At 39.3% G+C, this 13,210-nt stretch carries 15 protein-coding genes; 10 read left to right on the top strand and 5 right to left on the bottom strand.

Annotated features, from left to right (window positions below; genetic code table 11):
* Nucleotides 1-163: 163 nt before the first annotated feature.
* Nucleotides 164-2,161: an excinuclease ABC subunit UvrB gene (gene uvrB / locus AC5JMF_RS08545; protein ID WP_495795276.1), complete on the bottom strand. Its 1,998-nt coding sequence runs from the start codon at nt 2,159-2,161 to the stop codon at nt 164-166.
* A 250-nt stretch (nt 2,162-2,411) separates the two neighbouring features.
* Between uvrB and AC5JMF_RS08540 the strand changes: the two genes are divergently transcribed.
* The 4 genes from AC5JMF_RS08540 to AC5JMF_RS08525 all read left to right on the top strand — a co-directional run bounded on the left by AC5JMF_RS08540 (nt 2,412) and on the right by AC5JMF_RS08525 (nt 4,765).
* Nucleotides 2,412-2,879 (top strand): hypothetical protein, encoded by a 468-nt coding sequence (locus AC5JMF_RS08540; protein WP_495795275.1) that lies wholly within the window; start codon nt 2,412-2,414, stop codon nt 2,877-2,879.
* A 371-nt stretch (nt 2,880-3,250) separates the two neighbouring features.
* Nucleotides 3,251-3,433, top strand: a complete 183-nt coding sequence (locus AC5JMF_RS08535; RefSeq protein WP_495795274.1) for a CsbD family protein — start codon at nt 3,251-3,253, stop codon at nt 3,431-3,433.
* Nucleotides 3,434-3,705: 272 nt separating this feature from the next.
* Nucleotides 3,706-4,146, top strand: a complete 441-nt coding sequence (locus tag AC5JMF_RS08530) for a hypothetical protein (RefSeq protein WP_495795273.1) — start codon at nt 3,706-3,708, stop codon at nt 4,144-4,146.
* 97 nt (nt 4,147-4,243) lie between these two features.
* Nucleotides 4,244-4,765: a hypothetical protein gene (locus AC5JMF_RS08525; protein ID WP_495795272.1), complete on the top strand. Its 522-nt coding sequence runs from the start codon at nt 4,244-4,246 to the stop codon at nt 4,763-4,765.
* A gap of 8 nt (nt 4,766-4,773) precedes the next feature.
* Here AC5JMF_RS08525 and AC5JMF_RS08520 read toward each other — a convergent pair whose 3' ends face one another.
* The gene (locus AC5JMF_RS08520; protein ID WP_495795271.1) at nt 4,774-5,004 is read right to left on the bottom strand and encodes a hypothetical protein; all 231 of its coding nucleotides are present in this window, start codon (nt 5,002-5,004) and stop codon (nt 4,774-4,776) included.
* Nucleotides 5,005-5,735: 731 nt separating this feature from the next.
* Between AC5JMF_RS08520 and crtA the strand changes: the two genes are divergently transcribed.
* From crtA to hpsJ-A, 3 genes are all read left to right on the top strand, one after another.
* Nucleotides 5,736-6,596 carry a cyanoexosortase A gene (gene crtA, locus AC5JMF_RS08515; protein ID WP_495795270.1) on the top strand — a complete coding sequence of 287 codons (861 nt, stop codon included), beginning with the start codon at nt 5,736-5,738 and terminating at the stop codon, nt 6,594-6,596.
* Between the two features lie 5 nt (nt 6,597-6,601).
* Nucleotides 6,602-6,856 (top strand): hypothetical protein, encoded by a 255-nt coding sequence (locus tag AC5JMF_RS08510; RefSeq protein WP_495795269.1) that lies wholly within the window; start codon nt 6,602-6,604, stop codon nt 6,854-6,856.
* Between the two features lie 136 nt (nt 6,857-6,992).
* Nucleotides 6,993-7,715: an HpsJ-like protein, cyanoexosortase A-associated gene (gene hpsJ-A, locus AC5JMF_RS08505; protein ID WP_495795268.1), complete on the top strand. Its 723-nt coding sequence runs from the start codon at nt 6,993-6,995 to the stop codon at nt 7,713-7,715.
* A 406-nt stretch (nt 7,716-8,121) separates the two neighbouring features.
* Here hpsJ-A and AC5JMF_RS08500 read toward each other — a convergent pair whose 3' ends face one another.
* Nucleotides 8,122-8,808, bottom strand: coding sequence for a formyltransferase family protein (locus AC5JMF_RS08500; protein ID WP_495795267.1), 687 nt, complete (start codon nt 8,806-8,808; stop codon nt 8,122-8,124).
* Between the two features lie 274 nt (nt 8,809-9,082).
* Between AC5JMF_RS08500 and AC5JMF_RS08495 the strand changes: the two genes are divergently transcribed.
* A complete protein-coding gene (locus tag AC5JMF_RS08495) occupies nt 9,083-9,445 on the top strand; it encodes a hypothetical protein (RefSeq protein WP_495795266.1) in 363 nt (120 codons plus the stop codon).
* A gap of 328 nt (nt 9,446-9,773) precedes the next feature.
* Here the strand turns inward: AC5JMF_RS08495 and AC5JMF_RS08490 are convergent, their stop codons facing one another.
* A complete protein-coding gene (locus AC5JMF_RS08490; protein ID WP_495795265.1) occupies nt 9,774-9,917 on the bottom strand; it encodes a hypothetical protein in 144 nt (47 codons plus the stop codon).
* 30 nt (nt 9,918-9,947) lie between these two features.
* Here AC5JMF_RS08490 and AC5JMF_RS08485 point away from each other — a divergent pair, with 30 nt between their 5' ends.
* Entirely contained in the window at nt 9,948-10,304 is a 357-nt protein-coding gene (locus AC5JMF_RS08485) for a hypothetical protein (protein ID WP_495795264.1), read from the top strand.
* Between the two features lie 186 nt (nt 10,305-10,490).
* The gene (locus tag AC5JMF_RS08480; protein ID WP_495795263.1) at nt 10,491-12,638 is read left to right on the top strand and encodes a peptidase domain-containing ABC transporter; all 2,148 of its coding nucleotides are present in this window, start codon (nt 10,491-10,493) and stop codon (nt 12,636-12,638) included.
* An 11-nt stretch (nt 12,639-12,649) separates the two neighbouring features.
* Here AC5JMF_RS08480 and AC5JMF_RS08475 read toward each other — a convergent pair whose 3' ends face one another.
* A complete protein-coding gene (locus AC5JMF_RS08475; RefSeq protein ID WP_495795262.1) occupies nt 12,650-13,051 on the bottom strand; it encodes a zinc ribbon domain-containing protein in 402 nt (133 codons plus the stop codon).
* Nucleotides 13,052-13,210 lie beyond the last annotated feature (159 nt).

Below are 13,210 nucleotides of genomic sequence, written 5' to 3'. Positions count from 1 at the left end.
GGCAGAGACTTGAGTCTCTGACGGTTCAAGTATTTTTGCAAGAAGTCTATTGTCTGGTTCAGATTATGTTGCTAGCGATCGCCTCTATACAGAGACAGAAAAAGACGAGTTGACAATGCAAATATTTGAATAAACGACGCGTTAATTACGAATTACGAATTATTTAATGTCCTAGTAGTTTATCTCGCAAGTGCTTGATGCGATCGCGTAATTTTGCGGCCTCTTCAAATTCTAGTTTCTTGGCTACTTCTTTCATCTGTTCTTCAAGCTTGCCAATCAAATCTGGAATTTGTTCTAGAGGTATTTCGTCTAGATGTTCATCTACAACTTTTAACTCGGTTGCATTCAATCTTCGAGATACTTCTAGAAATGACAAAATCGCGTTACTCGATTTTTTGACAATTGGCTGTGGCGTAATTCCATGCATTTTATTGTATGCCGTCTGAATACCACGACGCCTATCAGTTTCATCAATGGCTTTAACCATGCTATCCGTTAAATTATCAGCATACAAAATCGCTTGTCCTTTAACGTGACGCGCTGCTCTACCAATAGTTTGAATTAAAGAACGTTCAGCTCGCAAAAACCCTTCTTTATCTGCATCCAAAATTGCTACTAGCGAAACTTCTGGTAAATCTAAACCTTCCCTGAGCAAGTTCACACCAACCAACACATCAAATTTACCTTCACGCAAATCTTGGATAATTTCGATGCGTTGAATCGAATTAATCTCTGAATGTAAATATCGCACTTGAATACTATTATCCTGGAGATATTCTGTTAAATCTTCCGCCATTCTCTTAGTTAATGTGGTAATTAACACTCGTTCGTGGCGGTCAACTCTGTCTTTAATTTCTCCTAATAAATCATCGATTTGACCTTCGGTTGGACGCACATAAATTTCTGGATCAATTACACCGGTTGGTCTAATTACTTGTTCGACTATCCGATCTTCGGAAATTTCTAATTCCCAATTTCCTGGTGTGGCTGAAACAAAGATGCATTGGGTAACTTTTTGCCAAAACTCTTCTGCTTTTAAAGGACGGTTATCAGCAGCACTAGGAAGTCTAAACCCATGCTCAATTAATACTTTTTTTCTCGCTTGATCACCGTTATACATCCCACGTATTTGCGGCACGGTAACATGAGATTCATCTATTACTAGTAACCAATCTTTGGGAAAATAATCGATTAAACATTCTGGTGGTTCTCCCGCTTGTCGTCCTGCTAAGTGGCGCGAATAATTCTCGACGCCGTTGCAATAACCCACCTCGTGCAACATTTCTAAATCGTAGCGTGTACGCTGATCGATGCGTTGCGCTTCTAACAATTTTCCCGTTTCTTCTAATTCGGCTTTCCGCTCTTTTAATTCCATTGCAATATCATTACAAGCAGCTTCTAAGCGTTCTTCTGGAGTGACAAAGTGACGCGCTGGGTAAATATTTACTGCTTCTAAACTGTTAATAATTTCGCCTGTTACTGGATCTACATAACGAATCGCATCAATTTCATCACCAAAAAATTCGACACGAATAATTCGGTCTTCGTATGCTGGGCCAATTTCTAATACATCACCCCGGACACGAAAACGTCCCCGACTCATTTCTAAGTCGTTGCGGCTGTATTGTACTGCTGTTAAATCTCGCAACACTTGGCGTTGATTAACTTCCATACCTATTTGGAGAGGAATGGCAGCTTTTAGATACTCTGCTGGCATTCCTAAGCCGTAAATACAGCTGATGGAAGCGACAACAATCACATCACGACGCTCAAAAAGCGATCGCGTTGCCGAATGTCGCAACATATCGATTTCATCATTAATCGAAGCTGTTTTCTCAATATAAGTATCGCTGACTGGGATATAAGCTTCTGGCTGGTAGTAATCGTAATAGCTGACGAAATACTCAACTGCGTTCTTGGGAAAGAACTCTCGCAATTCATTACACAGTTGCGCTGCCAAGGTTTTGTTATGCGCTAGCACTAAGGTAGGCTTACCAATTTTCTCAATCACTGCTGCGACTGAAAATGTCTTACCAGTTCCCGTTGCTCCTAGTAAAGTTTGGTAACGATTACCTGCTTGAATACTTGCACTCAGTTGAGCGATCGCTTTTGGTTGATCGCCTGTCGGACTAAAGGGAGCTTGAAGACAAAATTCTGTCATACAATTTTGCTGAAAATACCCTATCCCATGGTAACGATCCGATATTGTACTCGTTGTACCTGGGTAATCAAACTAATAAATAGCAACAATACTTTACAAATATTTACTGTTTTAATTTACTTATGTATCAGTTTTGAAGATACTTATACCTATATGAGGTTTTTTAAGGTTAAACTCACTTATATAGGAAAGTATTTCATTTTTCCTTAATTATTGTAAAATTCTGTTAATAAACAAAAGGTGTTGGGTTATGAGTATAAGCAGCACTGGCAAGGCAATAAGTCCTCGGCAAAAACATACTAAGCTAAAGGGAGAAACTACAGTGGAAGCTGATAATGGGCATCGTCAGAGCTTGAATGCTGAACAAGCCGATCAAAGCACTGATGCATCAACACAACAGAAGCAAGGGACACTAGTCGTTGCAGGAGTCCGTCCTATAGCTAGCAGTGACCTACAAGTTGCTGAGACAGTTTCAATTGCTGGTGTACGTCCCATTAGTACCAGTAGCTTGCAAGTAGTTGAAACAATGAACGTAATGGGTATTCGTCCAATTACCGCCAATACATTTCAAGTCGTTGATAGCATCAACTTATCTGGTATTCGTCCGATCGCTTCGAGTTCACTGGTAATTTCTCAAAGCTACTCAGCAATGGGCGATCGTCCAATAGCATCAAATACTATAGACGATTCTGATGGACTAATGGGTTTTATAGACTAAAACAAAAAATTATTCCCAGAACTATAACTTGCTCAACCTGATTTCTGAATGGGATCAGGTTTTTTAGTTTGTGTTGATATACAAAAACACCTCCTATAGGTTAGAAATTTACTGAATATTATTCTCTATCTTTTAGCATAGGTAACTAATCTTTTATCTATTTAACTAACATGCAATTAAGAGCTAGAATACCTACTAAAATGGCATTTCTTGGTTTTGAATTTTAAAGTTTAAATTCTGAATTATTTAAATATATCTTGTGGTAGAAGGCTTAAGGGAAAAAATTAAGCTAGTTTGTACTAGAAGTAACAAATAAATCAAAGCTGATTTTCAACTTTGAAATTTATTTTGTATAGAATCAGGAGTAGAAAATGAGCATAGAAGATCGTGCAAAAGCTGCTGCTAAAAACGTTGAAGGTAAAGCTCAAGAAGCACTAGGAAACGTGACTGGTGATCCAGAAGATAAAGCAAAAGGTAAAGCAAAGCAAGCTGAAAGCGAAGTGCGTCACGGAATCGAAGATGTAAAAGATAGTGTCAAGAAAAAGATTGACTAATTCTATCTTTTTCTAGAGAGTAAACTGCTGAAGTTTACCAAAACTAATCATTTGATTTCCCTTATTCAAAGGGTAAAAACAAATAATTAGCTTGATTAATGAAGCATTTTGTGTAGAGACGTAGTTAATTACGTCTCTACATCTATCCTAAGTAAAAATTTTCTCTTATTAAAGACAAATAAAAAAGCTGTAAAGCTAGAAGTCTTAGTTAGCTTGAGCAAAAAAGCTATTTTATCTGTTTCAAGATTTGTTAATTTTAGGAGGCGAATAAAATGATTTTGCTACAACAGAGTCGTAAACTTTTAGCGACTTTGGTCTTAATTTTAGTTCTGACGATAACTACTGCTTGCAGTGGTGGTACTGTAACCCAAGCTGACCGCACGGCTACTCCACCAGTCATAGGCAGGGATGTAACTTATGCAGAATTGGAGAGAGGTAACACACCAGCCGGACAAACTTTTGGTAACTGGGTTGTGCAGACTTCTCGTGGATTAGTTCAGGATGCTTATGTACGTGATAACAACAAATTAGGTGTTGTTATATCACCACAGGTTCGTCCGAATGAAGTACGACCATTAGCAAAATCTCTAGCACAAGGTTTTCGGAAAAACTTTCCTAATCAAGACTTAAAAGTTCTGGTTTATGGCCCTGACAAGAAGCTAATTTTGACTACTCAATACGATGTGAAAACTGGTCAACTTCAATACAGCTAGTTAGCAGGGAGTAGGGAGTAGGGAAAGATACTTGAAGTTTTAATCAAGTTAAGGTCAGGAGTTCAGAAAATTTGACGTGAAAAAGGAGATAAGTAAAGTGACAAGCAGCGAAGAATACAGACGTCACATAATGAAAGATTTGGCTCAGGGTGATGTTGAGTCTCTAGATGATGTGTCAACCGACTCAACTGCTGAGTATGACAACTTCGATGATTTTGCTCAACGCACAACACCAGATCAACGCCGACAGTTGTTTAGTAAATCTGTGCATCCAGACCGGATTCCTACTAGTCAAATGGAGCCGGAATTGCAAAAAGCGATCGCTCAAATCAAACCAAATGAACGGGATGATGTCGCACGTGCCTTTTTCAAGCACTTGAAGCAAAGAGGACTAGACGATCGCCACCTAGAACAACAACTAGGTTTATCTACACACAACCCCAACCGCATGAGCGCTGATGATGTCAGTAAATTGGCGTCCTTCGCTTATCACAACCACCCCGACATCTTCCGTGAGGTGCTAGCGGAACAACCAGGTATTATCAAGTTTCTCAGCAATCCGGTAGTGGCAGGTATTATCGGTATTGCGGCGGCTAAGTGGTTAGGTAGCCGCAAGTAAGTGTTTAGTTAGCTTAACCAAAAAGAAGCCCCGCGCTCTAACGCTTCGTTGAGCGTCGGGGCTTCTTTTTGGGCAATGACGAATTGACGGTGATAGCGAAGCGGTAGCGAGTCATCGAGCGTCGGAATTGCCATTTTTGTGATATTATATTCACCGCTGCTACTTTTAAACAAAGTCGAAAATACTGGTTTGAAAGCAATAGTTGTAAACTCTAATAACGCTAACCAAACTATCAACATAAAGGCGCGTGGGACGCACGCCCTTAAAGCTCAGATAATGTCTTCGCGCGAAGAGTCTCTGAGAAGCCCGCGCTGTATGCTTAAGCATCAGAGTCGGGTACGTCACTAAATCGGTATTGTTAGGTGGGTAATACCTACCTTTTTTATTGGCCATTTTGAGAAAAAATCCTGTGGCGATCGCTTTAAAGCATAAAAATGAACTAATATAATTACGAGTATGAAAAAAGTTTACATAAATTTTATACAAATAAATGCTCACTAATTAGTCTAAAACTCTTACCTTACCTAGATTATGGTAAAGTATCAAATAAAGATTAATAAATTTATAACTTTAAAGATTTGATTAATCTTAGTAAGAATTATTGATAATGCCTAACTAAATATGTGACGATAAGCACTGAATTTTTTTGAGAAAATAGGCAAAGCCATAGTATTATTTCAGAGATAAAAGTCAAGATAACATTTTAAAAGACTAATTAACTTTTTACTGGCCCAATCTTTAAAAATTATCCAAAAAACTTAATTTTTTTTGCGAAAGCTATTCTATAGGATTCCTAATTTGATTTTTGAAAAAATTCCATACCATCGACAAGGTTGATTTTCCACTCCCTCATGCCACTTGCTACAACGGGTAAAACCCCACGAACAAACTCACTCCGCAATGCAGTGGCTCCTCCCTGCCCACGCAAATAATTTCATAAATCAAGTCAGATTCCTATATTTAGAAACACATGAAATCTAACCACTTGACCCCAGCAAAACTAATAGAAAATCCTCAGATTTGGATATTAGGAATAGCAGCAGGCTTAATGGCAATTATCCTAACTCTAACCTGGAGGTCTGGAGACGTTTCTCAAATGGGTATGAGTCTCCTATTTTTGTTTGCTGTAGCCTCTTTGCTTGGGGAAAAACGTCATAAATTAAGTTTAGAGAGCGGAATTTTTCCTAGTGTTGTCGGCTTATCATTGATAGCTTTAATCCTTTGGCAAAGTACTTATTTGCTGGGAGGGCAGTGGCTTGCAACTTTTACTCATGCTTCACCTGTTATTGCTGCCATTAGTCTTGGTTTACTTGCTTCTGGTTTTAAAGGATTAAAGCAATATTGGCAAGAGATAACTATCTTGTTTTTTCTCGGTATTCCAAAGCTAATATTTTCATCCATAACTGATATTTCCCCCATCACCGCCAAATTCTCGGCTTTCGTTCTTTGGTATTCAGGATTTAACGTATCTCTTCACCAAGGAATATATATCCATCTGCCAACTGGAAGTATCAAAGTTTATTCTGGATGTTCTGGGGTAGAATTGATCAGCCACATGTTAGGACTAGCTGTAATTGCTTTGCTGATGTTTCCCATACAACGCAAAAAAAGTATCCTTGTGCTAGCTGTAGCTGTAATTTCAGCATTTATTGTCAACGGGATACGAGTTGCTCTGTTGGCTGTTGTTGTGTCTAATCAGCGAGCATTTGATTACTGGCACGAAGGTGATGGTTCTAGATTATTTGGGATTATTGCAGTAGTGATTTTAGGCTTATTTTACTATTTTCTGATCCAGCAGCAATCAAAAAAACAGGGTAATGCGGGGTCTTGAAAACGATGACTCAGTGGAAACAACTGCGGATTCTAGTTTTAGCTTTAACCCTTGGTGGCGTACTCTTCGTTTTTGCAAAGATATTTTTGACTAAAACTATAGACAAGCCCAAACCAGAAGCACCTAGAGTTAAAATTAATACTTCTTGGCTCTCTAAAACCAGTGAATCCATACCTGTTAGTGATTATTTATACATTTTTCCCAACTCTGCCTCTATAAATAATGAGCAAGTGCAGACTACAGGTAAATCGAATGTGTAATAATCTTTTTGCGGATTTGAATAATTACAAATTTTCGCAAAGGTTTAGTTATTAATTTAGTTTGAATAGCGGCAATCTTAACCTGAGCGATTTTGAATCATCCTAATTTCCATCTTTTTTCTACCTTGTTAAGAACATGACTAAATCAGATAGTGATAAATTCATTCCTTTGGTGCAAGAGTTACAGGAGTTCGCCTTTAGTCAAATAGGTTCAATGAGTATTTTACGAATACTCGGCTATGGGCTATTGTTGCTAGCACTGTTCGATATTGTTGAGATGTTTATCCCACCAAACTTTCTGAATCCAGTTTGGGAATTTCAAACCTTTGGCGCACTGATTGAAAGAGTACCTGTGCCCCTGATTGGTTTAGCACTGATATTTTATGGTGAGTTGCACTCACGTACTAAATGGGAATTTTTGATTGTCAAACTCTTATCTTGGTTAACTTTATTGTTAGCAGTATTGTTTCTGTTATTCATTCCTTTGGCAATTGGTAACACTGTGCGACTCACTAATCAAAGTGCTGCTCAAATTAGTGCTGCATCAAAGCAGCAATTATCTCAGGCAGAACTAGCAGAAAAGCGTTTAAGTGCAGCCACACCGCAACAAATAGAAAGTTTTCTCAAAAGCCAGAATCGTTCTTTAGATGGTAGAAACCCTCAAGAAGTCAAAAACCAACTCTTGTCAGAAGTTTCTAAAGAAAAAGCACGACTTAAAACTCAAGCCCAAACTACTCAATCTGCTCAAAAATTAAGTTTGATCAAGAGTTCTGTGAAATGGAATTTAGGATCTTTAGTTTCTGCGGCTTTATTTTTTACTATTTGGAAGGGAACTAACTGGGCAAGAAGCAATAAATAATGCTCCGTAGGTACTGCAATTAAGGATGATCGCGCTACTCATTCGAGTTAACTAGCACCCCATCCACGCACACGATACCGCACTGTACAGCCGCCGACAACCCTACCTTCTAATGGATGCAGCTGTTGTTTTTGATAACTTGGAGCAAAAATGCGATCGTTGCGATCGCATTTTGCCTACAAATGAGTGGCAAGTTAGACCCTTGACCTTTTTTGAATTCAAAATGCGCTCATTCGCTCATTCACTTAGGAAGAATAAAAATAATTTTGAATTAGTTAATTCTGGGTACAAGCCCCCGCCAAAATCTCTGATTTGGCGGTCAACAAGAGAGTGGTGAGTCCAAGCTCCCACTAATTGTTTTTAATTTTTAATTTTTAATTGGAGCGAAGCGACTTGACTCTAACAATTATCTGTTTCGCCTGGCTCTGCTTTGTCGCTCAAGGTGGCGTATCCAGAAATCCGCTTGCGAACGAATTTCTACTATTTGGTCAATGTCTACCTTTGCTCGAATTGCTTGGCACAATTCTCGAATCGGTGTATCAGGTGAACTATTGATCAAAACATCTTGAAACGGAATGATGTCCTTGAAAGTATGGTAGCTTCCTTGACCTAATTGGGGATATCTTTGATTTTTCCCCTCTCTAATTAAAGGCCATGTTTCTATAAAAAGTTCCACAACTGCCTCTATCGTTGCCCAATTCGTTTGATGAAGCGTCATCCCATCGTGTAGAGAATCGAGCTTTTTCTGGGCAATAATATCTCCCGTATCGATGCCAGCATCAATATAGTGAACTGTGACACCTTTAGGACTATCGGTTAGCCAACTCCAGAAATTAGGAAATGGCCCTCGATTCCAGGGTAAGAAGCTTGGATGTAAGTTGACAATCGGACAATGCTCAATTACTGAAGCAGGGAAAATGTAACTGTATCCACTGGATATTATAAAATTTATCTTTTCAGCTTTAAGAAAATCAACCTTAATTTTTCCTTGGGTTAAGTCCCAAACTATAATTTCATCATCATATTTTTCCAGGGCTGGCAATACTTTATCTGAGAGTACACCTGCCACTAAAATTCTTAGCTCATTCATCATTAACTGATATTGATATACTAATCTTGATATACAGCAATCCTATTTGATTTGCAAACACTGAGAGCTTCAACCCAGCAACTTCTAGAAAAATTGGGGAGCTTACTTATACTGGTTAATTAATTGGCTAATTGGTATAGATCAGCACAACATAAATAATGTATATCAAATTTTGTAACCACTCCAGACAATTGCCTAGTTGATTTAACCATTAAGCGCTCTGATTGTGGTAGTATTTGCGAGAGCAAAAATCATTACCTCAAGAGGTGAACCTCTAATGAGTCAACAAGCTTGCGACGATTTTTTTGTCAAATTCTGTGCCACTCCAGATCTACAACTGGAGTATCTCTATGATGTACGAGCGTTTCAGAGAAACAATAACTTAGAGAGACTGGGGATAGAATTGTTTGAAGCTACTGTTTTTTCGCAAGTCGGGGCAAAGCATGGTTATCAATTTACACCTGAAGAAGCCCTGCAAAAATGTCAAGCAATCACCACCGTAGGAGGCTTCGGCATTAAAGGCGTAAAACTCGATCAAAGAGTGTTGGATGTACTAGCGGCTGGTATGCTACTAACTAATCAAAATAACAACTATAACAACCATAACAACCCGAACAACCGTCTTGGTAAGTCCTTGTAAATGCAGACTATATCTGTAAAATGCAAGCTTCAAGTACCTGTAGAGTTGCGCTCTGAAATAGACTGCACATGGCGTGCTGCATTGAACATTGCAGCTTTGGGGTACTCCGTAATCGTACCTGAAAGTCCGGGGATGAGTTGTCAGCTTGAAGGATAGTTAAATCTGTTTTCGACTCGACACTTTGAACGGGGCTAAAGCCCTGCGTCTATGGCTAGCGCCACGCTTTGCTATCAGACCGGGGTTGCTTACTCTAAAAAATTGCTTGCTTCACCACTAATGAGTAAATACGCCTGGATTCGTCAGCAAAGTTCGGAAGATTGCGCCGCCGCTAGTTTAGCCAATAGCTGAAGGAAGGGTGCGGTGTAGATAAGTTAACTGCAAAAGCAAGGGCAGCAATCACACTCAAGAAACGAATTAAGGTTTTCATGTCATCAACAGCGAATCTATATCTTTGTGCCTGATACCATTTCACGAAAAACTTACATCAAGAGGTAAATCTCTAATGAGTCAACAAGCTTGCGACGATTTTTTTGTCAAATTCTGTGCAACTCCAGATCTACAGATAGAGTATATCTCTGTCATACGATCGTCGCAGGTAAACGATGACGTATACAGACTGGGGGTAGAATTGTATGAAGCTACTGCTTTGTCGAAAGTCGGGGCAAAGCATGGTTATCAATTTACACCTGAAGAAGCCCTGCAAAAATGTCAAGCAATCAGCACCCCAGGAGGCTTTGACATTAAAGGCGTAAAACTCGATCAAAGAGTGTTGGATGCAGTAGCGGCTGGTGTTTTGATGTTGCTGCTGACTAATCAAAACAATAACGCGATGAACCATCTTGGTAAGAGACTGTATTAAAAGTGCGGGCTGCATTGAACGTTGCAGCTTTGGGGTACTCCGTAATCGTGCCTGAAAGTCCGGCGATGAGTTGTCAGCTTAAAGGACAGTTAAATCTGTTTTCGACTCGACACGTTGAACTGGGCTAAAGTCCTGCGTCTTCAGACCGGGGTTGCTTACTCTAAAAAGTTGCTTGCTTCACCACTAATGAGTAAATACGCCTGGATTCGTCAGCAAAGTTCGGAAGATTGCGCCGCCGCCAGTTTAGCCATTGTTTTAAAACATTACGGCAAAAATATTTCAATTAACCAAGTACGGGAAGCCATTGGTACCCAAATCGGTGGCACAAGTTTCTTGGGTTTAAAGTGCGGTGCAGAAAGCTTAGGATTTATTGCTGAAGCGTTTCAAGTTGAAGTGGAATGGCTTGACAATTTAGATAATACTGTGCCAACTATTTTGTATTGGCAGGGCTATCATTTTGTGGTATTGCTGGCTAAAGAAGGGGAAAGATTTGTGCTTTCAGACCCCGGTATCGGTATTCGATATGTCGATCGCACCGAGTTATTGGCAAACTGGCAAGGTAATTTAGCTTTATTCTTAAAACCCCATCCTATCAAATTTATACTCGTCCAAAACCAACACCAAAATCTTTGGACAAACTGGCGCAAACGGTTATTTCCTTTGCGTTGGCATTTGCTGGGATTGGTGTTACTAAATTTATTATTTAGTGGGACGTTGGTGGCTGTACTTGTTTTACAGCAAATACTAATCGATCGCCTTTGGCAGCCTTCAAATTTCTTGCCATCTTTGATGGTCATTTTTATTAGTCTAGCCGGCGTTGTTTTCTTAAGTGCTGGTTTATCTTTCGCTAGTTCGACTTTAGCAACTTTCTTGACTGGGCGTTTACAAACAAGTCTCAGAACAGATTTTGGTCAACAATTACTCCAGTTGCCACTAGCTTATTTTGAAACTCGCGGTTATGGCACGATTGGAATGCGATTAGGTGATATTGCATCCGTTAGCCAATTAATCGATCTACTGTTGGTAAAATTGCCAATGCAGACATTTGGTGGCTTACTGGCATTAGTCGTTTTATACTTTTATCATCCTTTTTTATTGCTGAGTGTGAGTGCGATCGCTATTTTACTCAGTGTGATTTTCTACATTTTCTATGCTTACATTCAGCAAACCCTTTATCGAATCTGGTTAACTTCAGGAAAAAATTTCTTTCTACTTTCCCAAATCTTTGCTAACGCCCTGACAATTAAAACAACCGCCAGTGCTGATTTTTTAAAGCAAGAATTACTTTTGAAACAAGAGGAAGAAATCACTGCAAATGCTCAAAATAACAACATTAACAATCTCATTAATAGTCTGCTTTCCTTACTTTCAGAACTCGGAAAAGTAGCACTATTAGTAGTTACTTGTTGGTTATTTTTACAGCAACAACTCAAATTAGGAATATTCATCGCTGTAGTTGGCTTAGGAAATTTAGTTATAGAAGCTGCTAATACTTGGCTGCAATTTGTTTTAGAGTTTACGAAGGTAAAGATAAAAATTCAAGACTTAGAGGAGCTATTTCAAGTGCAGCCGGAAACGGCAGCAGATAATCCCAATAGTTGGATTGACCTTTCTCCTCACGAAGATATTATTTGTAAAGAATTAAACTTTCAATATCCCGGTCGATTGCCCTTACTTAAAGATTTTTCTGCAACTCTGACTGGTGGGCAAGTCATCGCCATTATTGGGCATTCTGGTTGTGGTAAAAGTACGTTAGTCAAGCTGTTAAATCGCCTCTATAGTTTACAAAAAGGTGATATCTTTTTGGGAAATGATAACCTGAAAGATTTACCCATAGAATGCCTACGTCGTCAAATACTTTTAGTTCCGCAAGACTCCCGCTTTCTCACCCGTTCCATTGCCGATAACTTGCGATTGGGGGTTCCTGATGCCACGATGGAGGAATTAGTGGCTGCTTGTGAAGTTGCGGCGGCTGGAGAATTTATTAACTTATTCCCAGAAGGCTATGACACGATTTTAGGTGACTTTAGTGCCAACCTTTCTGATGGTCAAAAGCAAAGAATTGGTTTGGCTAGGGCAGTTTTAATGAATCCTCCTGTGTTGATTTTAGATGAAGCGACGGCTAACCTCGATCCACCCACAGAAGCCCGTGTTTTAGATGCTTTGCTGGCACAGCGTCAAGGCAAAACAACGATTTTAGTCAGCCATCGACCGAGAGTAATTGCTAGGGCAAATTGGATTATTTTAATTGAGGAGGGAGAAGTTGTATTTCAAGGGACTATCTCTGATTTTCGTGACTTAGCCAGCGTACACTTAGAATTTCTCAATCCTTGAATGAACTACCTTTAGCTGGCTTTGCCTGAGCTAGAGGTTTCTACATCCTCTAACTTGTTTTTAGCAAAGTTACTTTGAGATTTTTGACGCTTCTTTTGCCCTAGTTGCCGCATACTTCCAGCTTGTTTTTGCTTACTGGTGGATACGGTAGAGCCAGCGACATCAGCGCCTACGAAGCCGATACCCGACTTCGGTAGAATTCCTTTAGCCCAATAAAGCATAACTTCGGCAGCAACAATATCCCTATCCTGCAAATATCCACAACCACACTCATGCGCTCGAATATCGAGCGTTTTTTTGTGCTGATGTCCACACTTAGGACAGGTTTGAGACGGCTTTAGCTGACGGGTTGGAACCTCTATAAAAACACCACCAATCTGTTCTACTTTGTATTTGATAGTGCTGCGTAACATTCCAAAACCAACATCAAGAATAGACTTATTTAGTCCAGCTTTTCTAGTTTTTATACCAATTCTCCATTAAGACGCACAGAATTTTAAAATCCTCTGTATTCATTGTGCTTATATCAATGGTTTCTCTAAAATCCAGCAATAGATTTAAACTCACAAACC

Source organism: Desmonostoc vinosum, from assembly GCF_059505385.1.
The sequence above is the reverse complement of the archived record's forward strand: the minus strand, read 5'-3'. Positions and strand labels throughout refer to the sequence as shown.

Excerpts from the sequence above, each read along its gene's own strand:
- uvrB (WP_495795276.1), bottom strand. The coding sequence starts at position 2,161 with ATGACAGAATTTTGTCTTCAAGCTCCCTTTAGTCCGACAGGCGATCAA.
- AC5JMF_RS08540 (WP_495795275.1), top strand. The coding sequence starts at position 2,412 with ATGAGTATAAGCAGCACTGGCAAGGCAATAAGTCCTCGGCAAAAACAT.
- AC5JMF_RS08535 (WP_495795274.1), top strand. The coding sequence starts at position 3,251 with ATGAGCATAGAAGATCGTGCAAAAGCTGCTGCTAAAAACGTTGAAGGT.
- AC5JMF_RS08530 (WP_495795273.1), top strand. The coding sequence starts at position 3,706 with ATGATTTTGCTACAACAGAGTCGTAAACTTTTAGCGACTTTGGTCTTA.
- AC5JMF_RS08520 (WP_495795271.1), bottom strand. The coding sequence starts at position 5,004 with ATGTTGATAGTTTGGTTAGCGTTATTAGAGTTTACAACTATTGCTTTC.
- crtA (WP_495795270.1), top strand. The coding sequence starts at position 5,736 with ATGAAATCTAACCACTTGACCCCAGCAAAACTAATAGAAAATCCTCAG.
- AC5JMF_RS08510 (WP_495795269.1), top strand. The coding sequence starts at position 6,602 with ATGACTCAGTGGAAACAACTGCGGATTCTAGTTTTAGCTTTAACCCTT.
- hpsJ-A (WP_495795268.1), top strand. The coding sequence starts at position 6,993 with ATGACTAAATCAGATAGTGATAAATTCATTCCTTTGGTGCAAGAGTTA.
- AC5JMF_RS08500 (WP_495795267.1), bottom strand. The coding sequence starts at position 8,808 with ATGATGAATGAGCTAAGAATTTTAGTGGCAGGTGTACTCTCAGATAAA.
- AC5JMF_RS08495 (WP_495795266.1), top strand. The coding sequence starts at position 9,083 with ATGAGTCAACAAGCTTGCGACGATTTTTTTGTCAAATTCTGTGCCACT.
- AC5JMF_RS08485 (WP_495795264.1), top strand. The coding sequence starts at position 9,948 with ATGAGTCAACAAGCTTGCGACGATTTTTTTGTCAAATTCTGTGCAACT.
- AC5JMF_RS08480 (WP_495795263.1), top strand. The coding sequence starts at position 10,491 with ATGAGTAAATACGCCTGGATTCGTCAGCAAAGTTCGGAAGATTGCGCC.
- AC5JMF_RS08475 (WP_495795262.1), bottom strand. The coding sequence starts at position 13,051 with ATGTTACGCAGCACTATCAAATACAAAGTAGAACAGATTGGTGGTGTT.